The organism is uncultured Roseobacter sp. (assembly GCF_947488185.1).
Classification (GTDB): domain Bacteria; phylum Pseudomonadota; class Alphaproteobacteria; order Rhodobacterales; family Rhodobacteraceae; genus Roseobacter.
This window is the reverse complement of the sequence record NZ_CANKYM010000009.1, coordinates 14,802-40,396: the sequence shown is the minus strand read 5'-3', so window position 1 is coordinate 40,396 and position 25,595 is coordinate 14,802. Positions and strand designations below refer to the sequence as shown.

At 60.0% G+C, this 25,595-nt stretch carries 19 protein-coding genes; 8 read left to right on the top strand and 11 right to left on the bottom strand.

From position 1 onward, the window contains the following. Positions 1–4: 4 nt before the first annotated feature. Complete coding sequence (locus tag Q1A52_RS22155) at positions 5–1,018, bottom strand: NAD-dependent epimerase/dehydratase family protein (RefSeq protein ID WP_300019938.1); 1,014 nt, start codon at positions 1,016–1,018, stop codon at positions 5–7. 298 nt (positions 1,019–1,316) lie between these two features. Here Q1A52_RS22155 and Q1A52_RS22150 point away from each other — a divergent pair, with 298 nt between their 5' ends. Then, a complete protein-coding gene (locus tag Q1A52_RS22150; protein WP_300019936.1) occupies positions 1,317–3,926 on the top strand; it encodes an AMP-binding protein in 2,610 nt (869 codons plus the stop codon). Here Q1A52_RS22150 and Q1A52_RS22145 read toward each other — a convergent pair. The 7 genes from Q1A52_RS22145 to Q1A52_RS22115 form a co-directional block, all read right to left on the bottom strand. Then, positions 3,919–5,010 (bottom strand): acyltransferase, encoded by a 1,092-nt coding sequence (locus tag Q1A52_RS22145; protein WP_300019934.1) that lies wholly within the window; start codon positions 5,008–5,010, stop codon positions 3,919–3,921. The genes Q1A52_RS22150 and Q1A52_RS22145 overlap by 8 nt on opposite strands. Before the next feature lie 25 nt (positions 5,011–5,035). Further along, entirely contained in the window at positions 5,036–5,971 is a 936-nt protein-coding gene (locus Q1A52_RS22140) for a sulfotransferase (protein WP_300019932.1), read from the bottom strand. Between the two features lie 3 nt (positions 5,972–5,974). Then, positions 5,975–7,936: an asparagine synthase (glutamine-hydrolyzing) gene (asnB, locus tag Q1A52_RS22135; protein ID WP_300019930.1), complete on the bottom strand. Its 1,962-nt coding sequence runs from the start codon at positions 7,934–7,936 to the stop codon at positions 5,975–5,977. After that, positions 7,936–9,186, bottom strand: coding sequence for a glycosyltransferase family 4 protein (locus Q1A52_RS22130; protein WP_300019928.1), 1,251 nt, complete (start codon positions 9,184–9,186; stop codon positions 7,936–7,938). The genes asnB and Q1A52_RS22130 overlap by 1 nt, the downstream gene beginning before the upstream one ends. A 93-nt stretch (positions 9,187–9,279) precedes the next feature. Further along, a complete protein-coding gene (locus Q1A52_RS22125) occupies positions 9,280–11,322 on the bottom strand; it encodes a PKD domain-containing protein (protein ID WP_300019927.1) in 2,043 nt (680 codons plus the stop codon). Positions 11,323–11,331: 9 nt separating this feature from the next. Beyond that, positions 11,332–12,483 (bottom strand): hypothetical protein, encoded by a 1,152-nt coding sequence (locus tag Q1A52_RS22120; RefSeq protein WP_300019925.1) that lies wholly within the window; start codon positions 12,481–12,483, stop codon positions 11,332–11,334. Further along, positions 12,483–12,743, bottom strand: a complete 261-nt coding sequence (locus tag Q1A52_RS22115; RefSeq protein WP_300019923.1) for a hypothetical protein — start codon at positions 12,741–12,743, stop codon at positions 12,483–12,485. The genes Q1A52_RS22120 and Q1A52_RS22115 overlap by 1 nt, the downstream gene beginning before the upstream one ends. A gap of 238 nt (positions 12,744–12,981) precedes the next feature. Between Q1A52_RS22115 and Q1A52_RS22110 the strand changes: the two genes are divergently transcribed. The 4 genes from Q1A52_RS22110 to Q1A52_RS22095 are packed head-to-tail and all read left to right on the top strand — an operon-like array spanning position 12,982 to position 17,256. Further along, on the top strand, positions 12,982–14,472 hold the full coding sequence (locus Q1A52_RS22110; protein WP_300019921.1) for a hypothetical protein: 1,491 nt from the start codon (positions 12,982–12,984) through the stop codon (positions 14,470–14,472). Positions 14,473–14,481: 9 nt separating this feature from the next. Further along, positions 14,482–15,444, top strand: a complete 963-nt coding sequence (locus tag Q1A52_RS22105) for a glycosyltransferase family 2 protein (RefSeq protein ID WP_300019919.1) — start codon at positions 14,482–14,484, stop codon at positions 15,442–15,444. Between the two features lies 1 nt (position 15,445). Next, positions 15,446–16,291, top strand: a complete 846-nt coding sequence (locus Q1A52_RS22100) for a sulfotransferase domain-containing protein (protein WP_300019918.1) — start codon at positions 15,446–15,448, stop codon at positions 16,289–16,291. Next, complete coding sequence (locus tag Q1A52_RS22095) at positions 16,288–17,256, top strand: glycosyltransferase (RefSeq protein ID WP_300019916.1); 969 nt, start codon at positions 16,288–16,290, stop codon at positions 17,254–17,256. The genes Q1A52_RS22100 and Q1A52_RS22095 overlap by 4 nt, the downstream gene beginning before the upstream one ends. A 19-nt stretch (positions 17,257–17,275) precedes the next feature. Here Q1A52_RS22095 and Q1A52_RS22090 read toward each other — a convergent pair whose 3' ends face one another. Then, positions 17,276–18,148, bottom strand: coding sequence for a polysaccharide pyruvyl transferase family protein (locus Q1A52_RS22090; protein WP_300019914.1), 873 nt, complete (start codon positions 18,146–18,148; stop codon positions 17,276–17,278). A gap of 142 nt (positions 18,149–18,290) precedes the next feature. Between Q1A52_RS22090 and Q1A52_RS22085 the strand changes: the two genes are divergently transcribed. From Q1A52_RS22085 to Q1A52_RS22075, 3 genes are all read left to right on the top strand, one after another. Then, positions 18,291–19,322, top strand: coding sequence for a hypothetical protein (locus tag Q1A52_RS22085; protein ID WP_300019913.1), 1,032 nt, complete (start codon positions 18,291–18,293; stop codon positions 19,320–19,322). Between the two features lie 190 nt (positions 19,323–19,512). Next, complete coding sequence (locus tag Q1A52_RS22080; protein WP_300019912.1) at positions 19,513–20,220, top strand: hypothetical protein; 708 nt, start codon at positions 19,513–19,515, stop codon at positions 20,218–20,220. A gap of 98 nt (positions 20,221–20,318) precedes the next feature. Next, on the top strand, positions 20,319–21,569 hold the full coding sequence (locus Q1A52_RS22075; protein WP_300019911.1) for a hypothetical protein: 1,251 nt from the start codon (positions 20,319–20,321) through the stop codon (positions 21,567–21,569). A gap of 28 nt (positions 21,570–21,597) precedes the next feature. On the opposite strand, the gene Q1A52_RS22070 is transcribed toward Q1A52_RS22075, so the two are convergent. Together Q1A52_RS22070 and Q1A52_RS22065 are read right to left on the bottom strand one after the other, a co-directional pair. Continuing rightward, positions 21,598–23,523 (bottom strand): acyltransferase family protein, encoded by a 1,926-nt coding sequence (locus Q1A52_RS22070; RefSeq protein ID WP_300019910.1) that lies wholly within the window; start codon positions 23,521–23,523, stop codon positions 21,598–21,600. Positions 23,524–23,568: 45 nt separating this feature from the next. Next, a complete protein-coding gene (locus tag Q1A52_RS22065) occupies positions 23,569–25,569 on the bottom strand; it encodes an acyltransferase family protein (RefSeq protein ID WP_300019909.1) in 2,001 nt (666 codons plus the stop codon). Positions 25,570–25,595 lie beyond the last annotated feature (26 nt).

Below are 25,595 nucleotides of genomic sequence, written 5' to 3'. Positions count from 1 at the left end.
GGTGTCACCTGTCGTAGTATTCGCGGAACCAGCTGACGAATGCCGCGATGCCAGTGCGGATATCCGTGGCAGGACGATACCCGGTCAACCGCTGCAAAAGGGCAGCATCCGCCCATGTGGCCGGGACGTCGCCCTTTTGCATGTCCATGTAATTGCGCAGGGCCTCGATCCCCAGCTCAGCCTCGATCGCCTCGACGAAATCCAACAGGCGTACCTTGTCGGAATTGCCGATATTGACCACCCTGAACGGCGCAACCGGCGACAAACTGTCCCCGGCAACGATCTCATCCGGGCTTTCGGGCCGCTCGGGGACCGCATCCATCAGCAGGCGGATACCCCGCGCGAGATCCCCGACATAGGTAAAGTCACGATACATCTCACCGTGGTTGTAGATATCGATGGGCCGGTGATCGAGGATTGCATCCACGAATTTGAAAAGGGCCATGTCGGGCCGCCCCCAGGGGCCGTAGACCGTGAAAAACCGGAACATGGTCGTGGGCAGCCCCCAAAGATGCGCATAGGAATGCGCCATCGCTTCGTTGGCTTTCTTGGTGGCTGCGTAAAAGGTGAGCGGCGTGTCGGCCTTATCGGTCTCTACAAAGGGCATTTGCTCGTTTGCCCCGTACACCGATGACGTCGATGCCATCAGCAGGTGCTGGACCCCGAGCGACCTTGCCGCCTCCATGACATTGAAGGTACCGGTGATATTGCTGTCGAGGTAGGCCCTTGGATTTTCGAGGCTGTAACGCACCCCGGCCTGCCCCGCGAGATGCACGATCACGTCAGGCTGGAACCGTTCCGCGACCGCGGCAAAGGCGTCTGTATCTTCCAGCATCGCTTCGGTCATCGAGAAATGAGGCGATTGTGACAGCATCTGGTGCCGGCGCTGCTTTAGCCGCACGTCGTAATAATCTGTCAGCCCGTCGAACCCGTGAACGGTGATCCCTTCCTGGATCAATATCGCCGCCAAATGATACCCGATGAACCCGGCCGTACCCGTGATCAGGACTTTTTGCATAGATAAGCCTTCTGTTTTCACCACGCCGGTGCAGGTGTTTTCGTCTTATGCGGTAAATGCACCCGGAAAGGAAAGTGCTCTTGGCCTGATGACCGGGAAGTGATCACACCGAAGGAGTTGCGCAAGATCCGGGCCATAAAACTGACACGCTTGCGTGTTTTCGCGGCCCTGAGGCAGTTTGCAATTGTCAAAAATAGCCAAACCGCACATATGAAGACCTGAATGCCTATACTGTAAAAGGGTCGTCGGACGCCAAGAATACGGGCAGACGGTCTAGAGGATAACGTCCCACAGTTTCATGAATGTGTCTGACCCCATATCCATCGATCCCGCGAAGCGGGTCATTCATGCGATCGACGCGGCCAATTCACTCGAGTTCCTGTCTGCCGTACTGGCCTGTTATGACTCGCAGCAGCTTTTTGCGATCACCCGGCCGGATATCGACCCCGCGCAATACGCCGGTACTGTGGTGCCCCGCAGCCATGATGCGACAACGCGGGGATGGGGGGCATTCGACCATACCCCTTCTACAAGCGATGCCCCTGCCCAGATCGTTTTCACCTCCGGCACCGAGGGCAAGCCCAAGGCCATCGTGCTGAGCCACCGCAACCTTGCGGATGTGGTCGGGCGACTGAACGACGTGATGCAGGTCACCTCCGAAATTCGCGAATACATCGGCATTCCGGTGACCTATTCCTTTGGTCTGGGACGGGTGCGGGCCGTGAGCGCCGCGGGCGGCAGATTCTACCTGCCCGAACGGTTCGACCCGCTGGAAATCCGCCGCATGCTGGAGGCCGGAGAGATCAATGCGCTTTCCGCCGTGCCCAGCCTGCTGCGCCTGCTGTTGCAGGCCCCCGAGGCCATCGGGCAGGCCGGCGCGCAGATGCGTTGGATCGAGATCGGCAGCCAGTATATGAGCGCCGCGGAAAAGGCGCAGCTGGTGCAGCTCTTCCCCAATGCCCGCATCGTGCAGCACTACGGCATGACAGAGGCCTCGCGGAGCACTTTTCTCGTCATCTCGGATCACGAGGACCCCGATGTTCTGGAATCGGTTGGCCCGGCGCACCATGTCGAGATCACCGGCGATGGGGCGATCCGCCTGCGTGGTGCACATGTCGCCCTGGGCCGATTTGACGATACCGGCGCCCTAGTACCGCTGACCGATGACACAGGGTGGATGACCACCAAGGACCGGGGCGAGATCAGGAACGGGCATCTCTATTTCCTGGGGCGTGTCGACGACCAGATGAATCTGGGCGGGATCAAGATCGGCGCCGAGGCGCTGGAGGCCGCGGTGCTGCAAATCGTGCCCGCGGCAAAGGGACATTTCGCCATTACATCGACGCCAGATGCGCTGCGCGGCGAGGTTGTCCTGTTGGCGGCAGAGGCCCCTGCAACGGACATCATGCCCGTACTGGAGGCCGCGACACTGCATGCCCTGACCCAGAAAGGGATCAGTGCCGGGGCCAGCCTGCGCAAATGCCTGCTGGATGAACTACCACGCACGGCGACGGGCAAGATCCGCCGCGCCGCGCTGCGCACACAGGGCACCGACCCGGCAGACGATACTCCTCCCGCCAACCCGGGCGAGGCGCAAGCCCCGCTTTCCCAGGCAGAGGCTAAACTGGCCGAAATCTGGTGCAGCATCGTCGGATCCATTCCCCTCGACGCCCGCAATACGTTTTACGATGCCGGTGGCGACTCCCTGAGCGGGTTGCAGCTGGGTCTGGCGATGGAGAGCAAAGGCTATTCCCGCGCTGTCATCAATGCCACGCTGGCGGGCCGCACGCTTGCGGAAACCGCCCGGATGGCCGAGGCCAGCGAGGGCACCTCAAGCACGGCACAACTGCCTGCACAGACCCAGATCAGCTGGGCGCTGACGCTGACGCGGGGCATTGTCGTCATATCCGTGCTGCTCATGCATTGGGGCCATGGGCTGTTCAATGCCTTGTCCGTCCCATCGGATATTGTCGCATCGATGTGGACATTCCTGCGCATGGGAACGCCGGGGTTTGCCTTTGTCTTTGGGCTGGGCATCGGGCTTTACATGCTGCCCTATGCCGATAGTCGGCCGCAGGCGGTGTATCACCGGATGCATCGGGCCTTCTGGCTGGTCATGATCGGCGTTGTTCTACAGGCTGCCGTTTTCGGGCTGCGGGGCGTTCAGCTGGGCAATCCGGTCAGCGGTCTGCTGATCTCCAACGTCTTTTACGGGGTCCTGACCTACTATGCGATCGTGCTGGCAACGGGGCGGCTGTGGCTGCCGCTTCTGGCGCGGATCAAGGCTCCTGTGCAAACCTGTCTGCTGCTTGCCTTTGGCATGTGGCTCTCTTGGATCGTGGCACGTGACCTGATCACGGACGTCCAGCAGTATTCCTTGCTGGAACTGCCTCGTCTGATGTTGAGCGCGGGTTACAGTATCTTCAAGCTTGGCGCGATGACGCTGGCCGGTGTCGCCCTGGGCAGCTGGATATACACGCAAAACTCACCCGAACTGATTGCACGGCGCCTCTTGTTCGTGGGCAGTCTTGGCACCGTCTTCTGCATCGGGCTGCTCAGCGAGGCCTATGGTGTCGGCATATTCTTCCGCAATGCCGGCGAGTTCACCTCTTTGCCCGGACTGGCCTTTTACGGGTGTTTATGTACCCTGCTGATGGGCGTTTTCCTGTATGTCACCGCCGTCTGGCACCGCATTCCGCTGCTGTTGTGTTTGCCGTTGCGCGGGCTGATCGTTCTGGGCGGTATGGCCCTGCCGATCTATGCCTTCCACCAGATCGTACGCCCGGCCCGCGACAGCATGGTCCTGCTTGGCATGCCCGACATGGCAGCGCTCGGCCTGGCGGTCGGAGTTTTCACCTTGCTGATGGGCTATATCGCCGTGCGGATCTACCGGATGTATTTCAACTGACGGTCTCGGCCTTCTTGTGGCGCAACGCCAGGAAACGGCTTTCGAAGAACCTGAAGCTGAGCTCGGCGACAATGATCGACAAAACGGAATAGGCCACAAGCACAAGCCAGAAGTTGTCCAGTCCTGTCGCCATAGATACCGGCACGACAACGCCGCGGGCAAACAGGTGATAGAGGTAGATTCCATAGCTGATCTGTCCGATCCGGGCGATCAGACGCAGCTTCATCAGCCCCGCAAGACCATTGTCTTCCCGCACCACCAGGGTGATCAATATCAGGCACATGACCGTATGGATCAGCAGGTTGGGCAGCCCTTCCAGCACCTTCGGCAGGCTCGACAGGATAAAGATGAGAAATGCCAGGCAGAGCCACGGCGCCGCCTTATGTTGCAACAAAGGTGCAATCGCGTCGAACCCGCGCCGCGATTGCAGGATCACCGCCACCAGGGATCCCATCAGGATCGGTGCATAGGTTGCCCCCCCGATGGAAAATCGCAAATCCCCAACGGTCACCGCTGTGATCCCGATATAAGAAAACAGACCCATCGCCGCGATGACATTAACCGCGATCAGCCCCAGCAGCACCGGCACAATCGCGCGCCGCGGAAGCAGCAGCAGCAACAGCGGCCAGATCAGGTAATACTGTTCTTCCATGGCCAGCGACCATGTGGGATGCAGAAAGCCGATGTGTTCAGGAATGATGAAGTTCGCCATAAACAGGTAGTAATAGGGCAGGATCGCCGCTTTTTCCGTCTCTCCGTTGAGAACGATATCATTGAAACCGGCCAGCGTGATCACCAAAAAATAGACCGGTAGAATGCGCAGGCTGCGCCGCCAGTAAAAACCACGCAGGCTGATGGTCCCCTTTGCCGCGTCTTCGCGCAGCAACAGCGTCGTGATCAGGAACCCCGAAAGCACAAAGAAGAAATCCACACCCAGATGCCCCCGCACCAGCAGAATATCCAGCTGGTGATAGGCCCGCGCGCCGGGCGCATGGTGCCAGAGCACGGCGGCAATGCACAGAAACCGCAGCCCGTCGAGACTGCCGAAATGCCGTGTGTTGAGATAGGTGCTGTGTGACATCATCGTAGCGCTTTGCCTAAAAACCGGATTATTTTAAAAGTCTGGTCAGCTTTTCATCAATGCGGCGCTGCGCGCCCGCGGCATAGTGGGGCATACCCAATCGGCGGCACAGCGCAACGATCAACGGGTCACGCAGCCCATAACGTTTGATCCGTTTTGCCCATGTTGCACGCCTGTTGCGCAGCCCCAGGGAAAACCGCTCCAGCAGACCCGGATCCTGTGCCGGAAAGCCACTGGGCGCATAGCCAGCCTCGGTCAGCAACGCACCGATCTTATGTTCGACCAATCCGACCTCATAGGGCGTCTGCTTGTGCCGCCACTGCGTGACCAGGCTGGGATCCGGCTTGTCATAGGTGCTGTTGGCGTCATAGGTCAGCATTCCGGGATCGTAAGGCAGGCCGCAGAATGTCGAGATTTCTTCCAGAGTTTTCTCGGGTGCCTTGATCAGCTGTTCATAGGAAATTTGCAGCACCTGTTCAGAAGGCAACCGCGGTTGCGCTGCCTTCCAGCTCTGCATGGTGCCGATCCAATGATCCACTCCATGATAGACCGTGCCGGCCCAGCCCATGCCAATACTCGACCGCGCCACGTCACGCGGGTCGCGCAGCATGTGAATGACGCGCATCTGTGGATAGAGCTCGAGCACCCGGTGCAGGTTGCGGTGCAGCATCAGCACCGCAATGCTGTCGTCCCGGGCGATCCTGTCAATGAAGGCATCCGGTGTCGGCGCGGGCAAGGGGTTCTCCGGATAGAGCGCTTCGTGATTGCGGTAGATACGTTCGCGCTGCAACGCGTCCATATCATACCCCGAGAACTGTGCCCCGGGACGCAGGTGGTCAAAGATAAAATCGGTCTCTCCCGGGCAGGAAAGCCGGGGATGTGCATCCAGCATCAGCCTGAGCAATGTCGTCCCCGACCGCAAGGCCCCGTAGACAACGACAGATCGTGACGTGATCTCTACCATGGATTACCCATTCTTCTTCTCAGGCAGCGTCTCGAGCCACGCCTGTATCATCAACACGCACCACAGCTGCGGACCCCAGTTGAACCGTTCGGACAGATGCTCCTGCCACATCCGCCCGATGAGGGCGGCGTCGAAATAACCCTCGCGGCGCAGCCGCGTGGGATCCAGCAGCGCCGCGGCCCAGTCTTTCAACCCGCCACGCAGCCATAACCCGATGGGCACCTCGAACCCCATCTTGGGGCGTTCGATCAGCTCGGGTGGCACATGGCGGTAAAGCACCTGCCGCAGGGCCCATTTCGTCTGATCGCCGCGCAGTTTCATGTCCTCCGGCAGGGCCCAGGCAAATTCCACCACCCGGTGATCCAGAAGCGGCGCGCGGCTTTCCAGCGCAACCGCCATCGTGGCGCGATCCACCTTGGCCAGAATGTCATCGACCATATAGGTCAGCATATCGAGCTGCATCATCCGCTCGATATCACCCAGACCGCCGCGCGGCGGCAGGGCCTCTGCCAGCATCGACGGGGCCTGCGTAGCGCCCGGCACCGCCGCCTCGGGGAAGCGCCAGACAGATACCATCGTGCGGTGCAGTGTCTCTAAATCGGGTTGTTTGGCATAATTGGCCAGACGGTGCAGGCGCTGGCCAATAGGCTCCTTGCCCTGCGGGGTAGGGATGAGCCCCGACAGCAAAGCCGTCAGCCCGCGCGCGGGCAGGCCGCGAATGGCTGTGCCTCCCAGGCTGCGCAACGGCTGCGGGATCGCGGCCAGTTTCGCCCGCAGCTTCGCCGCATGTGCATACCGCCCGTAGCCGCAAAACAGCTCATCGCCGCCGTCGCCCGACAGCGACACCGTCACATGCGCCCGCGCCAGCTTGGAAACCAGATAGGTCGGAATCTGGGAACTGTCAGCAAAGGGTTCATCATACATCTGCGGCAAAAGCGGAATGACATCGCGCAGATCCTGATCAGAGACGTAAAGATCCGTGTGATGGGTCCCCAGATGCGCGGCCACGGCACGGGCAAAATCGGCCTCATCGTAGCGCGCTTCGTGAAACCCGATGGAAAAGGTATGCACCGGTGTATCGCTCAGCTTCTGCATCAACGCCACAACGGTAGAGCTGTCGATACCCCCCGACAAAAACGCCCCCAGCGGCACATCGGACATCATCTGCTGACCCACGGCATCCAGCAACAGCGCTTCCAGCCGGTCAACGGCCTGCACATCCGACATCCGCGCCGGTTTCGCCGCTGCGGCAACCGCAGCCCCGTCCCAGTAGAGCCCGGTTTCCATCTCGCGCGTCTGGGCATTCAGGGTCACGATCTGGCCGGGGCGCACCTTGGCAATGCCCGCGTAGATCGACCGATCCTCTGCAACATGTCCGTGCCGCAACACCTCCACCAGGCTGGCCGGAGCAATCTCGCCCTCGAAAGCCGGATGTGCCCGCAAAGCCTTGAGTTCGGAGCCAAACAGAAAGCTGCGCGCCTCCCCCCGGCCCTGCCAGCCGTAGTAGAGCGGCTTTTCCCCCATCCGGTCCCGCGCCAGGCTGAGCGTCCGGGTCTTCCGATCCCACAGGGCAAACGCGAACATGCCCACGCAGCGCGTCAGGGTCTCCTGCAGCCCCCAGGCATCGATCCCGGCTAAAAGCGTCTCTGTATCAGAATTTCCACGCCATGGTGGCGCCTTCCCTGCCGCCTCCAGTTCAACCCGCAGATCCTGATGGTTGTAGATTTCGCCGTTGAAGGTCAGCACATATCGCCCCGAAGCCGCCTGCATCGGCTGATGTCCGGCCGGGGTGAGGTCGACAATCGCCAGACGCAGATGCCCAAAGGCGATCCCCGCCTCCGTGTCAGACCAGTGGCCCTGGCTGTCCGGGCCCCGGTGCGCGATGGCAGACATCATGGCTTCGATGGTCGGATCGGGCGCGGGTCCCGCACCCGTTGTCCAAAGGTATCCGGTAATGCCGCACATCAGACTGTCTCGGTATAAGGGGTGGGGCGCACGTCGGAACCCGCTGTGCCTGCAAATAGTGATGCAATTCGGGCCGCTTCAAGGCGAACATCGAACTCCGCCTGCACTTTTTGCTGCCCCTTTGCTCCCATCTCCGTACGCTCTGCCGGGTGATCGGCAAGATAGGCAATCCGGTCTGCCAGGCTGTCAACATCGCCTGCTGGCACCAGACAGCCCGATACCCCGTCCTCGACCAGCTCACCAACCCCGGCGACCTGTGTGCAGATTACCGGCGTTGCCGCGGCAAAAGCTTCCATCAGAACCACGGGCAACCCTTCGGCAAAGCTGGGCAACACCAGGATATCAGCCTTGGCCAGGGCTTCCGCCACGCCATCTTGCGATTGAAACCCGGCAAAATGCACCGCCTCGCCCAGTGGCGCAGCAAGTTGTTCCAGATGCGCCCGGTCATCGCCGTCGCCAACCAGTGTCAGAGCCAGATCCGGTCGTGTCGCCCGAGCCCGCTCAAAAGCGTCGAGCAATACCCGCACCCCCTTGATCGCGGTCAATCGGCCGACGAACACCAGACGTGTCCCGGTGTTTTCATCAGTGGCCCGGCCCGTGTAGCGATCGGGCAGCACCCCGCAGTGTACGATCCTCAGTTTGTGCCAATCCGAGGGATCAGAGAAATACATCGCCTGTGCCCTGCAGAAATGGCTGATACAGACCACGAAAGCCGCGCGCGCGGTTTTGGTCCGCAGGTGCCATTTCTCGGGCGCGTAAAGCTCCGCAGGGCCATGCAGCGTGTAGCTGAACGGTATATCTGCAAGGGTCGCGGCCAACAGCGCGACATTGGCGGAGGGATCGGCAAAATGATTGTGCAGGTGATCGACGCCCTGCACCCGCAAATGGCGCGCCAGCACAATCGCTTCGGCCAGATAGGCCATCTGCTTGAGAAAACCGGTAAGCCCTGCCGGCGCTGTTTGCCATGCCAGCCGCAGCGCTGTCGCAAACCGCCCCGGACGGGCAAGCCCCGTGGCCAGTGCCCGCAGCATCTCTGCAGGTTTTTTGCCGGTCTCGATGGCGTAGAAGGTCGACGCCTGTGCTGTATCTTCTTCCGGCCCGATCAGATGCTCAGGACCCGGGCGGCGCATGGAGCAGGTGTGCACCTCGAAGCCAAGCGCGCGCAAGGCGGTAACCTCGCGCAGAATGAAAGTATGCGATGCGGCCGGGTAGAGCGCGGTCAGATAGGCAAGGCGGGGCAAACGAGACACGAAGGTACAAAATCCTCTGACGGTGCCTGTGCGTTATGCCTATTCCCTTAAACTGAGTAAAGTCATGAGAACCATGGGCTCGATAGCGCCAGGCTAGTCACCTTCCCAGGCACCGACGGAGGGGTAGGCCGGGCGTAAATCACCGGAGATATCCAGATGCGACACAAGCCCGTTCAGTGCCGCCCCAAGCGCGGGTGAACCCGGCGCAGGCTTTGTATCCAGCACGTCACCGACGCTTGCAAAGGTGGTATCCAGGGTAAAGGTCGCATTCAGGCGCCGCCCCTTGCACCGTGGAGCGAACAGCACGTTCTCCGTAACGGGAGCGAAGGGCACATATGCCGCGTCCAGGGCATACATATGGAGCAGGTTGTTATCCTGGGTCACATCCGGATAGGCACCCAGCCCGGAAGCGGTTGGATCATCACGGGTGAAGGGGGATACAAAATCAAGATGCTGCTGGCTGGTGCTGTGAATCAGCATCGTGTTGTTGAACACACGTATCGGCGCGGTTTCTCCTGCAGCAATAGCGTCATTGTCGTTTCTGGTTGCCACAAAGGCCAACAGCCGGTTGGCGATCCCCGTCGTGGTGGACGCGGGTTTGACACCGAGATTGTTTCTGACCGTCAGCCCCTGCCCTTCGGCGGAAATGAAACATTCCGACTGGTAATTTCCGACGAATATATTGCCGTCAAAAATCGCGTTCTGAATGTTACTGCGCGGGTAGATGCTCATGTTGCCATTGATCCGCACAGGTCCGGGGTAGCCGCCTTCCATCGTTGAGGAATGGATATTGATGATATGGCCATCCTGGTTGGCCGATGTACCCTTCGTGGGCCGTTCTTCGACTTTCCAGCACGGCTGACCTGCTTCCGACGTATGGAACAGATCGCATCCTCTGCCGTGCGTAAAATACACGCCGTTCGACCGGATGGGCGCGCGAAGCTGATTGTCATCGCTGCTGGCATCAATGTTTTGCACAATGGCCAGCCCCGTTGCTGAAAAACTGCTTTTCGGATGGATATTGGCTTCGGTGATGATCACGTACTGGCCACCGAAATCGGTGATGTAGGTATCATCAAAATGATGATTGATCTGGGTCGCATTATCCACGTCCCCATGATTGAAACCGCAGGTGGTCAGCATGAAGCCGGAAATACGGCAGTCGCTCACGACAAGATCAAGCGGGTCTCCGCAGGTCATGAAGGCCCGCCCCCTGTCGGGGTACAGCGTGGTACTCACGATCATTGAAGACGGGTCAAACCCCCCTCTTGCCTCAATGCCGACAACCCGGAAATCGGATTTCGTACCGGCCGCGGCATGCTGGTTCTTGACGTCGAAAATACGTCCCTGATTAGCCGTATTGAAGTTTCGCAGGATCGGTCTGGCCCCTGTGCCATAGGCCCCGAAATAGACACCGTCGCGCGTGGTATTAGTAATCTGAACACCCACGTCATAAGTCCCGCCGCGCTTGAAAAGCCAACGGTTTTTATTCCCCATGAGGTTGTTCTGCCAGAGCGCATCCTCGGTATAGAGCGTGTTTGTATTCACCCGCTGCGCCCCTGTCGGCGCGCCTGCGAAATCATTGTCTCCCACCGGGTTCACGCAGATCGTATCCGCCCCGTAATAAGCCGCATCCGGATCAGATACATTGACAACAAGCTCGGGCGCCTCGGCAACCTTGCCGCTGGAAGGCTCGATCACTGTCAGCTTGACCCTGTATGATCCTGGCTGAGTATAGCAATGCGAGACAAAAGGCCCTTTTGCATAGCGTTTGGATTTCCATTTCGGCAGGATATTGACGGGCGCGGTCCACTGCATGTCATCGCCCATATCCCACAGAAAAATCAGGTCATGCTGACGCGGGTCGTAGGCATTCGCATGGGTTTGCCCCGTAACTGCAGAATAAGTTTCGGTACTGTCAAAGAGCGCGTTGCTCAGATCGACGGTAAATCGCACACTTTCCGGAGCAACCTGCAAGGTTGTCCTGTCCGTCAGGATCCGGATGTTACCTGCTGTGGAAACCTCGGTTCCCCCCCAGTTGCCAGCCGTCAGGGGACCGGCGACGACACCGTTTTCCGCAGCTGTCAGTGTAATGGCCTGACCGCCGAGTGCTTCAGAAATGAACCTTAATTTCATATTATGTCTCTATTCAAAAGCGATTGCAGCGGCAATGTGGCGACCGGGGGCGGCCTCATTCACGCGCGTGTTGATGGACCTTGTTCCGGTGGTTGTGACCACATCGAAGGCAATGGATAAGAACTCGCCACTGTCAATGTCCACATAAGGTGTTCCACGTGCGGTCAGCCCGGTAATCGTCGGTTGCGTCGTATTGCCCGATTTGAACGCTGCCGCGAGAGCAAACCCCCCGTCAACTGCATCCACATCAACCGGGTGCACATCTTGGGCGACATTCGCCGTGGCAACCTCCGTGACGGTGGTACCGCCTGTCTTCAGAACCCGGGCGACCTGAATACCGATCCGGGACTGGGAGATTGATCCGGCACTGAGGCTGACAACGATATCCGCTGTTGTGCCGACCGGGACAGCGACCTTATGAAGGTTCAGAACAGTCAGGTTCGACCCTGCCTCTATAACTTCCGCCACCCGCGTGGCGCTTACGCCTCCAACAGTCACATTGAACACATTCGATGACGACGAACCCGTCCGGAAGCCTCCGGTTGCAATGTAGAGTTCCCTGTCGGCATCTGCCGCACCCAATGTGGCACCCGGGAAGGTATAACTTGACGTACTGCTTCCCGATCCCGCTCCGCTGAACACCAGGTCGATTTCCAATGGTGGGGCAGCAATGGGCACGCTGTTGCTGGCCGCGGTACGTGTCCCGCTCACACCTGCTGCCTGTTCACTGACCGCAATGACAGTCCCTGCGTCAGCTACATCCACCAACAGGGTCGGCATGGCAGGGTTGCTTGTATCCACGGCATTCGTGCTGCCCGAAGAATACGAGATTGTCGGCGCGATATCTCCGCCGCCATAGACCCAGAGACCCGGAACGAGTGGAAGCGTATCGCCCGCGGCGGTCGTACCGCTGCCAGACAAGGCGGGCGGCACCAGATTGACCGGGCCACTTGCAAGATCTGCGGTATCAATCAGGTATTCCCCGTCATAACTGGCCGATCCGGCAACGGTGATCGTCACCTGTCCGCCGCCATTGGCCTCGATTTCGGCCGTCCCGTTCTCCAACAGGGAAATACGAACGACGGGCCCTCCACCAGGTGTTTCCAGAAGAACCCAGTTGCTTTGGCTCGACAGACCAATCCCCATTGAAATGCTGGTCATCAGTACATCACCACGATGCCAGTGGCCGTTGTTCCGGTTTGCCAGATCCGCGTCACCCGCACCGGAAAGGGAATCCCGGCTGCAATGTAAACGGTAGCGGTGGTGCCTCCGATGGTTGTGACACGTAATGTGCCCGCCGTCCCGACATTCAACGCACGGCTGGTCATGGGCAGATCACCGGTATCGCTGGGGGAGGTCTCGACCAGATGTGTTGCCGGACTTTCCAAACCACCTGTGAAATCTCTGAAGTTATCTGTCATGTCGCGTATCTCCCGTCGCATAATGCCAGAAAACAAAATGCCTTTGTTTTCCGCCAATGGTTACCGGCGGTCGCCAGCACTTGAGCAAACTCTTCGCTTTTTATTAAGATTGGGTGGCGTAATCGTGCGGTGGCTTGGTATAGTCTTGGAGTAGAGGCCCCGAAGCTGTCATCAGGACTGGATCTAGTAGGAGAACAGCCCGCCCATGATTATCCAGATCTAAAGCCGGTCGCCATCGATGCCCCCTCTTGCTGCCCTCCTGTTATGGCCCGTTGTGTGTCACGTCTTCTTCGTGAAGATGCGTGTCCCGCTGGCCATCGTGCTCAGTATTGTCTGCGGATATCTTCTGCTGCCCACGGGAACATCGCTTGATCTTCCGATGCTACCGGCTTTCGACAAGCACTCGATCCCGGCACTGACTGCTCTCGGGCTGGCGCTGATCTTTGCCAAAACCCAGGCAGGAATCCGATCTCTTGACGGTCTGTGGCCCGGCTCCTGGTGGGTCCGGATCATGATCGTTGGCATGGTCCTCGGCATCCTGGCCACTGTCTTCGATAATCAAACCGGGCTGAGGTATGGAACCCGATATCTGCAGGGGATGTCTCTTTACGACGGGATGTCCCAAATCCTGAGCCTGGCAATCGTCCTTGTACCCCTGGCGCTGGCCCGCAAATTTCTGGCCCACCCCGATGCTCAGCGGACATTGCTCTGGGTCTTATGCATCGCAGCCTTCGGGTATTCGTTCCTGACCCTGTTCGAAGCCCGGATGTCCCCACAGCTGAACAGCTGGGTCTACGGTTTTTTCCCGCACAGCTGGCGGCAGCATTACCGCGGCGGCGACTGGCGCCCGATCGTCTTTTTATCCCACGGCCTGCTGCTTGGCCTTTTCCTTGCAATGGCAACGCTGGCGGCGGCAGGCCTGTCCCGGGCGATAACGCAACAGAGGGTGAAATATCTGGTGCTGGCCGGATGGCTCTTCATGACGCTGATCATCTCCAATAACCTGGGCGCATTCCTGATCACGATCATTATTTTGCCGGTTGCCTTACTGTTCGGTGCGCGCACTCAGCTTCTCTTTGCCGTGATCATCGCAAGCATATTCCTTTCCTACCCACTCTTGCGCGGGGCCGGGCTCATCCCGGTTGACCGGGTCTCGAGCATGGTCGCCCGGATTGATCCCGTGCGGGCGGAATCGCTCAACGTGCGCCTGCGAAACGAAGACCTGCTGCTTGAAAAAGCCTCCCGCAAACCGGTCTTTGGCTGGGGCCTGTGGGGTCGCTCACGGGTCTTTGACGAACGCGGGCGCGATCTGGTTCTCGCCGATGGTTACTGGGTGATCACGATCGGCGTCAGCGGATGGGTCGGTTATCTTCTCGAGGTCGGTTTGCTCACGGTCCCGATCTTTTTGCTCTTCATCCACAAAAATCGCTACAAGATCAGCATCGAGACGTCGATATGCGCATTGCTGCTCATTGCCAATCTCATCGACCTGATCCCCAATTCTGGAATGACGCCCTTGACCTGGCTGTTGGCTGGCGCGCTTTGGGGGCGTCTTGAGCTGGGCGCAAAAGGGGCTGCAGAGTTGACACCCAACAAGGCGCATGCAAACCACCAAGGCAGATCAAACGATAGGTTCGGCCAAGAGGAGGTCGATACCGGAACACAGCCCAAACCTGTTTACACCCGGCAGCGCAAACGTATTGAACGTAAGAAAAATACGGCAGGATAGCTCGTTTTTATGACCCCCCAGATTGTTGTTTCGATTATCAATTACAAGACCAAGACGCTGACACTAAACTGCCTGCAATCCGTCCTTGCCGATATTGGATCTCAGGCCGTTCAGGTCGTAATCGTCGACAATGCCTCCGGGGATGGATCCGCAGAAGAGATCGCCGCTTGGATTGATGGCCAGCCAGCGAACACGCCCGTGACGATGATCCGTTCCGAAACCAATACCGGATTTTCCGGGGGGCATAATCTCGCAATCGCGGCCGTGAAAGCCGATCATTACCTGCTGCTGAACTCGGATGCGGTCCTGAAATCGGGCTTCCTGTCCAGTATCCTGCAGACGGCACAGGCGCATCCCGAGGCCGGGCTGGTCGCGCCCCAGATCGAAACGGACAACGGCGACATTCAGGTCAGCTGTTTTCGGTTCCACAGCCCGCAAAGCGAGCTGATCCGCGCAGCCTCCAGCCGCCCGGTAACACATCTGTTCAGGCGGTATGTCGTCGCGCTGGAACCTCCGGTCGAAACCAGCCGGGTTGAATGGGCCAGCTTTGCCTGCATCCTGCTCAATGCGCGCATGATCGACGATATCGGGCCAATGGACGAAGGATATTTTCTGTATTTCGAGGATGCCGAATACTGCCTGCGCGCGCGCCGTGCGGGCTGGGGTATCGTACAGGACACGCAGGCCATTGCCATTCACTATCGCGGCGGCAGCGGCCCGGTGAAGACATTGGAAAAAGAGCGCAAGCGCCTTCCCACTTATTTTTATGCCTCGCGGACGCGGTTCTTCCGGCAGGCCTATGGGGCCACCGGGCCATGGGCCGCGAACCTGATGTGGTATCTGGGGCGGGTCATTGCCCGGATCCGGGGGCTCGTGGGGCGGGCAGCTCCCCCATCGGTCAAATCGGAAGGCCGGGACATCTGGATCAACGCGCTGCACCCGATGGGCCCGCGCCATGCACCAGGAGAATAACATGGCGCAGCCGGATTTCCTGCTCATTGGTGCCATGAAATGCGGGACATCCACGCTGGCCACACAGCTTGGGCTTCAGGACGGGGTGTTCATGACAACGCCCAAGGAACCTAACTTCTTTTCCGACGATGATATCTATGCACGGGGAACCGATTGGTATGCCGCCCTCTATGCCGAAGCCGCCCCCGGTGATCTGAAAGGCGAGGCCAGTACGCATTATACCAAGCTGCCCACCTATCCTGACACCGTGGCCCGCATGACGGCCCTGCTCGCAGCGCCCAGGCTGGTCTACATGATCCGCAACCCCATGACCCGTGCCGTGTCTCACTACATTCACGAATGGTCAGAAGGGCGCATGTCATCCGATCCGGTCCAGGCCTTCGAAAGCAGCGAGGAAATCACCTCCTACGGATGCTACGGCATGCAAATCACACCTTTCGTGGAGGCCTATGGGGCAGCGCATATTCATCTCACCAGCCTGGAACAGATCAAGGCGGATCCAGACGCTGAATTCACCCGGATCGCAGCCTTTCTGGGTCTGCCCGACACGGCCGCCTGGGTGCATGATCTGCCCGCACAGAATATCTCGGCAGAACGAATGCGCCGGCTGCCCCTGCAGGGGCTGCTGATCGATCACCCCGTAGCAGCGGCCCTGCGGCGCAGGCTGGTGCCCAAATCCTTGCGCGCCTGGATCCGGGCCAAACGCACCATGACCACCCGGCCGGAAATCCCCAAGGACCTGCAGAATCGCATTGAAACCCGCTTCGTGGAAGACCGCGACAGACTGGCGGCGATATTCCCCGACCACCCCGCGCTCGACCTGTGCTACCCCTTTGCGCCACAATGAGCCGGGATGTCCACATCCATGCGGTGGTTATCGGGCGCAATGAGGGGAGCCGCCTGATCGACTGCCTGGATGCGCTGGCGGGACAGGCGGACCAGGTCATCTATGTGGACAGCGGCTCGACCGACGGCAGCCAGGCAGCGGCGCGGGCACGCGGCGCGCAGGTCGTTGAGCTTGACATGTCGAAACCCTTCACCGCAGCCCGGGCGCGCAATACCGGGCTGGCCCTTGCGGTCAAATCGGAGACCCCTCCGCGCTATATCCAGTTTCTGGACGGGGACTGCGCCCTGCAACCGGGCTGGATCGAGACGGCTTTTTCGTTTCTGGAAGCACATCCGGAGGCCGCCGTGGCCTGCGGCCGACGACGCGAACGCTTTCCCGAGGCCACGATTTACAACCGGATGATCGATGCCGAATGGGACACGCCCGTTGGCAGGGCGCTGGCCTGTGGCGGCGATGCGCTCATGCGGACGCAGGCATTGCGCGCGGTAGAGGGCTACAACCCCGATCTGATTGCCGGAGAGGAACCGGAGATGTGTCTGCGGTTGCGCCACGCCGGGTGGCAGATCTGGCGACTGGACGCGGAGATGACCCTGCATGACGCCAATATCACGCGGTTCAGCCAGTGGTGGCAGCGGGCGCGGCGCGCGGGCTATACCTACGCCGAAGGCGTCGCCATGCATGGCAGCGCCCCCGACCATCACAAACGTGCCGAACTGCTGCGCACCGTGCTCTGGGGGATCGGCATGCCCCTGTTGCATCTGGCCGGGCTGATCATATCGCCGTGGTTTCTGGGGACGTTGCTGGTCTGGCCGCTGCAGGTGCTGCGGTTGCGCCTGCGCGGTATGGACTGGCCGCAGGCGATCTTTCTCACCCTGGGCAAACTCCCCGAGGCGCAGGGCGTGCTGACCTATCTCTGGCGGCGCTTGGGTCGCCGTCAAAGCAGGATCATCGAATACAAGCGCTGACGCCGTCGACCGCCCTGGCTCAGGGATCCCGGGCCAGATCGTCCTGCATCTGTGTGGCCAGCGTTTGCAGCCGCGACTGATGCGCGGCCAACAGCGCCCGATCGGACACCTGAAAGACATCCGCATTCGCGGCCTGTTTCAACCGGCGCGCCACAAATGTGACCTTGGCCTTTTCCCGTAGCGACTGCTGCAGACCGGGGCGCCCGCCCGAGGCCATGTTCGGCAACTTGATACTGTCAAATCCAAGCCCCACCGACGCAGTCCAATCCGTCCACTTATAGGCATGGGTCCTGCCTTCGCCTGCGGCCCCCGTCGCCGACAAGGGGCACCAGGGAATGCCATAGGCATCTGCAAAAATCGCACCATGCATGCTTTCACAAAAGACCTTTTCGCAGCCCAGAAGCGCATGAATGAAGTCTTCCACCCCCAGATGCGGTGAAACGATTTTCCATCCCGCCTTCTCCGCGACCTGGGACCAAAGTGCATGCGACGCCGTAAAATAGGGCACGATCCCGATCGGACCCCGGGACGTTTTTTCAGCCGGGTAAAGTACCGGGGCCAGAATACCAGGATCACAAACCGCCAGGTCACAGGACACGCCCAGGGCACGTGCCGTCAGCGGGCCACGGACACAATAGATATGCCAATCGCCCCGTGATATGTCAGGAACCTTGTTCGGACCGCGGGCCCCGCTGCCAAACACACAGCATTTCAGAGCACTGTCCGGCACGTCAGGCACGAACCGTTGATCCAGAATGGACCCGACACCGAACAGGATTGTCCCGGACGTGTCATCCAGCGGCTGCGACAGCAGGCGAGAAAACATCCACGCGCTGAAGTCGTCTCCCACATTTCCGGAATCCGCTTTGTAGTGGACCAGCCTTGCACTCATTACGCTCACCCTTTGGACAGGTTCATATGCCGCCAGGGGCGGTCCTGGACGCTTTGGCGCACATTAGCCAACTGCCCCTGTTTATTAAATGCATATTATCTTTTTCTTGTGCCATAAGACGCAAAACACACAGGCCGCGCATATGACAAAGATAGACGTGATCCACATCGGCGTGACGACCGCTGGCTGGTATCCGATAGACCGGCTCGCCGCGCTGGCCGCCGATCTGATGGGCGGCGAGGCCCGCAGCATCCTCGCACATCAGCCAAGCGCCCTGGAAAAACTCACGTCCCTGATGCGTCGACCCAAAGGAAATGACGACAAGGGTCTGCTTGTCATTGCACGTGGTCCGCATGACCTGCATGCCAGCCTCCTGCCGCCGGAGTTGATGCGCCACTACGGCTTCATGATCGCCTGGGTGATTGACGGGTTCCGTCACGAAGATATCCCCGCTGGCTGGCGGATGGGGCCTTACGATCTTCTGGCCGTCACCCGTCCCAATGATGAAGAGATCTACCGCCGCATATCCGGCAAGCCGGTTATCGTGCTGAACTGGGGAACCGATGCACTCGGGCTGGGGTCGGCCGCCACGGACCGGACTGTCGATGTGCTGCGCCTGGGCCGCCAGCCCCCGGCCTGGGACGATGACGACCGCTCGGCCAGGGTCTGTGCCGATCACGGGCTCAGCTTTTCCGGTCGTCCCCCGTTTTTTGACAATCCGCTCGAAAATCACGCGGCCCTGATGCGCTGTGTCGGTCAGGTACGCTATGTCATTGCGCATTCGAACCTGGCCGCACCTGCCCACTATACGCATCCGACCCAGGACTACATTACGGCCCGCTGGACTGATGCCCTGGCCGCCGGGGCCGTAGTGGCCGGCATCCCGCCGGATCAGGATCGATCAGTCGATCTGCTGTGGCCCGAAGCGCTCCTGACCTTCGACGCCATAGATCTTACTGCCAATGTTCAGAGGCTGGTCCAGGCACGGGCCAACTGGACAGACCGGATTCCGCTGCTCAATCACCGCATGGCTCTGGCCCGGCTCGACTGGCGATGGCGTCTGAAGGCGCTTGTGGATCAGCTTGGCATCGATGCCCCGAAACTGACCGGGGAGATGTCCCGCATCACGGCACGTCTGGAGGCACTGGACGCGCAGCTCGGGGCTGCCGTCTGACATCACCTGCCTGCAGAATTTCACCCTATCCGGGCAAAAAATTTATGCCTTCCCGGCCAGGGTGTACGCAGAGGCATAAAGCGCCGTCAGGCACTCCGAAAACACGCTTGTCAGCTTTGGGTTCAGTTAAAAAAGAGTTAACATGACGCCGTAATTTGTTGTGATTTGTCTTTTTGAAAGCCTGTTTAAAATGTCCTTTTACGCCCGCATCCGACAGCTCTGTCTGTCCCTCTTTGTCGTCCAGAGCATGGCAATTACCGCCGCGTCTGCGAAAACGCTGTACTATGACTTCGATATCACCGGCAGCGACATACATTTCACGTCGGTAGATGTCTCAACCATGGACGGCACCCCCAGGGCTTCCGAGCCGACCCCCGCAGAACACGCACTTGCCATCCAGCACCACCACATTCTGGGTAGCCTCGCCGGACAGACCGGTACTGTGCGCCTGGGCTTCTCGGCGGATGTGGGCACCGACACCGGCAGGCTCAGCTGCCTGTCGGGCATTTTGTGCGGGCCGGTTCCGGGTGAATTCATCTATGGGTTTGGCCCACGCCTGCACAGCGTCGCCCTTGACCCGGTGGATCTGAGCTTTCGCGGGGCATTGGGAGGGCCATGGGAATGGTCTCTCGGTCTTTTGGAGGATGGGAACGGCACGCTGACGTTTTTTGACGACGGAGATATCTTCGGCGAGGACTTCAGCGATGGTATATCGGGCAATCTTCACTTTCAGCGGTTTGGCCCCGGGGCGCGCTTCGATCTGGCCAACGTGCGGATCACCAACCCCGACATCCCCATCTATCCCAACCCCCTGCCCCCGGGCGTGATCCTTTATGGCTCGGCTCTGGTGCCCTGGCTCTGGTATCGTCGGCGGACGCGCGGGATATTCCGCGCCTGAGATCCGCCCCTGCCGGGAGGACACACGGCCTTTGGCCTTGAGGCACTGCCCGCTGCGGATATAAAGGCACACATCTGCCATCCGGGAAATGCTAAGCGATGATCACCGCAACACAATTTGAATTCAATCAGATCGGTGATCAGGAAATCGAAGGCCTTGGCGGCATTCCTGCGGTCCGCCGGGAATTTCGCTGTACGGTGACGGGCAAAGGCTTGCCCGATGAATTGATTTTCACGGGCGAGGCCCGTACCCTTCCCGAGCGGCACCCCAATGGGAACTGGGCCGTCCTCTCCCTGCTGATCCCCGCAATGGCCATGGGAGAAGACCTGCATATCGATGCGCCTGTCTCTCCATTGCTGCTTTACAACCTGAACAACGACATTCAGCACCTTCTGACCGTCTATAACGCGAACCTGTCGCAGATCCGGATTACGGCGACGCCGCAGGACACCCCAACGCCGGGTACGCGCGTCGCAACCGGTTTCTCTGCCGGTGTGGATTCCTTCACCACCCTGGCCATGTTCGAAGGCGCCGACATGCCCCCCGCGCTGCGCCTCGACAGCCTGACCACGTTTGATGTGGGCGCCATGGGGGACACGTCGGAATCCGAACCACTCTACCGCGAATACTGCACCCGCGTGCGCACCTACGCCATTGAGAACGGGTTGGAATGGTTCACGCTGGCGACGAATATTGCGGATTTCTACTCCGGACCGGATTGCGCCTTTGAGAAGACCCATATTTTGCGCAACACCGCCGCTGCGTACTTCTTTGGGGATGTCTTCCAGACCTATCTCTATTCCTCTGCATTCCCCTTTCCCCAGATCAATAAGGGCCACTACGCCATTGCCGATATCGAACCCATCCTGCTGCCCCTGCTGGCCTCGGAAAACATGCGAGTCCTGTCGGCGGGCGCAGGCCTGACACGGATGGACAAGACCCGGATCGTTGCCGGCTATGGCCCCGCGATGTCGCATCTGGACGTTTGCGCCACCGGTGCCCGCATCCGGATGACCCTGCCTTACAAGAATTGCTCGAAGTGCTGGAAATGCTCCCGCACGATGGTCTCTCTTGATCTGTGCGGCGCGCTGGATGCATTCTCCGCGGTCTTCGACGTCGATCGCTACCACCGCGACAGGACTATCTATTTCAATACCGTCCGTGACAGCGCCATGAACAACAAACCGGCCGATCTCGATGTCTACAACCTGATGCTTGAGAAAGGCCTCGTTGCCCCGGAAACCTGGCTGAAACAACGCCTGCGCCGCGTCTGGCGCAATGGCCTGTCTCCAACCACCCGGCAGAAGCTTGGCGCGCTGCGGCGCAAGATGCGCAGACAGCCCGGCTAAGACGCAGCAGCACCCCTGGTGGGGCCTCCTAGAACATGTCTGCCAGACTGTCTGCCAGCACCTGTGCAAAATACCCCTGCATGTGCCGCGCCATATGCGTGGCATCGGTAAAGACCGGCTTGCCGTTCCAGAGCGCCGGACAGGTCCCCGACCGGCAGAGATCATCCACCAGCGACACACGGCGCACACCACGCTCCTGCAAAACCTCGAACTGGGCAAAGAGATGGGCGAATTGCGCGTCGTAATCGGCCCGGGGCATATCCAGCGGCCATTGGGTGCCAAAGGCGGCCGCCCGCGCCAGCGCCTGAGGAACCGGGTGCCGGGCGCGGTACATCGGGTCGACCAGAATGACCACCTTGCCCGTCTGCTGCAAACGCACAACCGTTTCTGCCAGCTTTGTCTCGAACATCTTCAGACCGCTGGCCCCCTGCAGCAGGACACCGTCATAGAAATAGCTACCACCCGCAGAATAGGGGCGCGTCCAGGCGGAGGCGATCAGTACCGTCCTGATCTGCGGCGTATTTTCAGCCCGGGCAAAGACATCGCGCACAAAGTCCCGACATTGAAAACGGCCTGCGTCACGCACGGGCAGGCATCCGTAAGCAAACGACAGCACTGCCGAGGCCCCTTGCTGACGCAGCATAAGATCCAGTGCGCCTGACAGGGCATAAAGATGGCTGTCCCCGATCAGCAATGTCTCGGGAACCGCATCCGGATCCCCGACAATGCAATCAAACCGGACCCCGCCACTGGAGTACTCGCATCCGATAAACTCCCGGGGGGCATCAGATGTATAGCTGAGCACCTGACGGACCTGCGGGTCAAAACGCTCCGGCAGACCCTGGGTGGTGAAGATCAGCGCGCAAACCGCCAGCACACCGGCCTGCAGTCCCGCCGTCAGCCCCAGAAAGCGCTGCGGCGCAGGAAGCCACCGGCCCGTACGCACCGGTGTTTCCACGCAAGCGTAGATCACCGCTGCCAACAGGATCGACAGGCCGAACCCCAATGCTCTCAGGATCAGCGTATCCTCTGCAAACCCGTCCTGCAGGATGATCTTGACCGGCCAGTGCACCAGGTAAAGCGGGTAGGAAATATTTCCGAAAAAGACCATTGGCCGGCTCGACAAGAGACGGCTGAGCGGTGTGTGCATGTCCTGCCCCGCCACGATGAACAGAACACCTGACAGGACCGGCAGCGCCGCAAACCAGCCTGGAAAGGCGATCTGGCCGTGGTGCAGTACCATGGCCGCCCCCAGCAACAGGACAGCTGCCGGACCGGCCAGACGCACAAAAGCCTTCGGCAGCGGGCCCTGCTGCACCACCATGGCCAACACGCCCCCTGCCATCAATTCCCATGCCCGGGTCGGCAACAGGTAAAAGGCTGCCTGCGGTTTCCAGTAGGAAGCAAACCAACCCAGTGCAAAAGACCCCAGCATAAAAACCACGACAATACCCAGAAGCTGCCCGGACCGGCCGCGGCACAGCCTGTAAAGCCCGATCAGGAACAACGGGTAAAACAGGTAGAACTGCTCCTCCACGGCAAGTGACCACATGTGCAGCAGCGGCTTGCTGTCGGCCTGTACGCCAAAATAGTTCACCGACCGCCACAAATAGATGTTGATGCCGTAAATCGAGGAAAACAGCGTCTCCCAGGCCAGTTCCTCAAAGAGCGCGGGCAGAAACAGAATCCACCCGGCAAGCAGATACAGGACCAGCACAACCAGCATGGCCGGGTACAGGCGTCGTACCCGCCGATAGTAGAACGTGCCCAGACGGAATTTGCCCGCGGACAGCCCGTCGGTGATGATACGGGTGATCAGAAAACCCGAGATCACGAAAAAGATGTCCACGCCGATGAAACCGGCCTCGCCGATCGGCAAAAGCCTGAAGTGGAAGATACAAACCAGCAGGATCGCGACGGCACGCAAGCCATCGATATCCGGGCGATATGCCATCTTAGGAGACACGGGCATGGCCTCGGTGTCCGGATGACGGCGGTCTCATTCCCCGGCCCCCACCAGATAGGGTCTGATCACGGGGGCAAGGCTTCGGGCTCTGGCAATCGTCAGGTGGTTCCCATCACGGTAGAAGGGCACACCCTCTGCCCAGACGACACAGCGCTCGCCCGGGCAGAAGATGTCGCCCAGCCGCATCAACCGTACATCGGAATCCTGCTCGGCCTGCACAAATCGATCCCGCACAAAGGCCTCGTAATGGGCCACCTCCGCACGCAGCGGCCCGGAGGGCAACGGCCTGTCCAGCCACAGCGCACGGGCCACCGTGCTGGGGACATCAAAGGGGCTGTCAGGCACCTGCGACACCAGGATCACACGTTTGCCAGCGGCCTGTAACGCCTCGATCGTGCGGACCAGGCCCCGTTCGAACACCGGATGGTTGCCTGCTGCCTCCGCAGGCTGCTCCGCATCCCACAGCGTAACAGGCGCGCTGGTGGAATTCCCCAACCGCCTGCCCTGCGCGTAGATGCCCCAGCGTGACACCAGGAACACCTGTTCGATGGTCGGCGTGTCGCGGATATATTCTAAGAACAGCTGGTTGCCTTCGGCGCAATTGGCAAATTCCGGGTTGCGGCGCTGGACACCGACAAAGGGCAGGCACCCGCTGTTGCCGACAGAGGCCCCGGCGCGCGATACCTGCTCTGCTGCCGTGACAAAGGCCGGCAAAAGCGCCCCGGCGTGCGAATCTCCCCAAACGGCGAAGTCAGGCGCGCCGGGGCCAAAGGTACAGACCTGATGGGCGGCACGGCCTTCTCCGCCAAGCGTGCTGCAATTGTCCCGCCGCCAACTGTCGTGGCGCAGCGACAGCGCCGCATTGACCGCCGGTGGATAACGGTTGATGAACCCGTCTTTCAGATCGACCACCAGGGCAACAGCGCCGAAAACCATCATGAGCACCACCCCGAAGGTCAGGGTCGATTTCCGGGTCGCCAACAGGGACCGGGTCCGGAAAGGCCGCTCGACGAAATGCCAGCTCAGCGTCGCCATGACGACCGATAGCAAGACGATCCCATACATCTCTACCGGCTCAGGCTCCTCAAGCCGCCAGAACCGGTAGAACACGATCAACGGCCAGTGCCACAGGTACAGCGAATAGGAAATGAGCCCGACAAACCGCATCGGCGCCAGCGAAAGAAACGCCCCAACGGCGGTGACCTGCCGGGTCGAGCTGTAGATGATCGCCACCGTTCCCAGCACCGGCACAATGGCTGCACTGCCCGGAAACACGGTGCCATGATCAAAATTCAGGATCGCGTAGAAGATGGCCCCAAGCCCCAGTGCGCCGATGATCTGCGCAGCCAGCCCGGTTGCAAAGAACCGACGTGGCAGGATCGCCAGCAAGGCCCCCGCAAGAAGCTCCCAGGCGCGGGTGGGGGCAATGTAGAAGGCGGTATCGGGGTTAAGTCCGGTCAGGATGATACAGAACACCAGGGACAGAACCAACAGCAGCGCCGTCAGCGGCAGCAGCCAACTCTGCCGGTACTTGGCGACGATCAGAAGATAGACGGGAAAGACGATGTAGAACTGCTCTTCCACTGCCAGCGACCACATGTGCAGCAATGGTTTGACTTCGGCAGCACCGGCAAAATAGCCCGTGTCTCCCATGAAGTAGTGATTGGCCAGAAAGAAGGTTGAAAAAAACAGGCTGCGCGCGAATTCGTTGAACTCATCCCATAGCAACAACCCGGATGCCAACACCATTGAGACCGCGAAAACGGTGAACAAGGCAGGGAAGATGCGCCGGATCCGGCGCTCGTAAAAAGTCAGCAGGGAAAACCGGTCGCGCTGGATATCCTGGAATAGGATACCCGTGATCAGAAAGCCGGAGATGACAAAGAAAACATCCACACCGACAAATCCACCGGACATCCAGGAGACCCCGGCGTGATATAACACAACCGGCACGACGGCGATCGTACGCAAGCCATCGATTTCCGGCCTGTAACCATGTGAGGGGGAGGTCTGTTGCACGCGGACTGTACTCATCTTTGATCTTGGGCGGTACCGGGGCG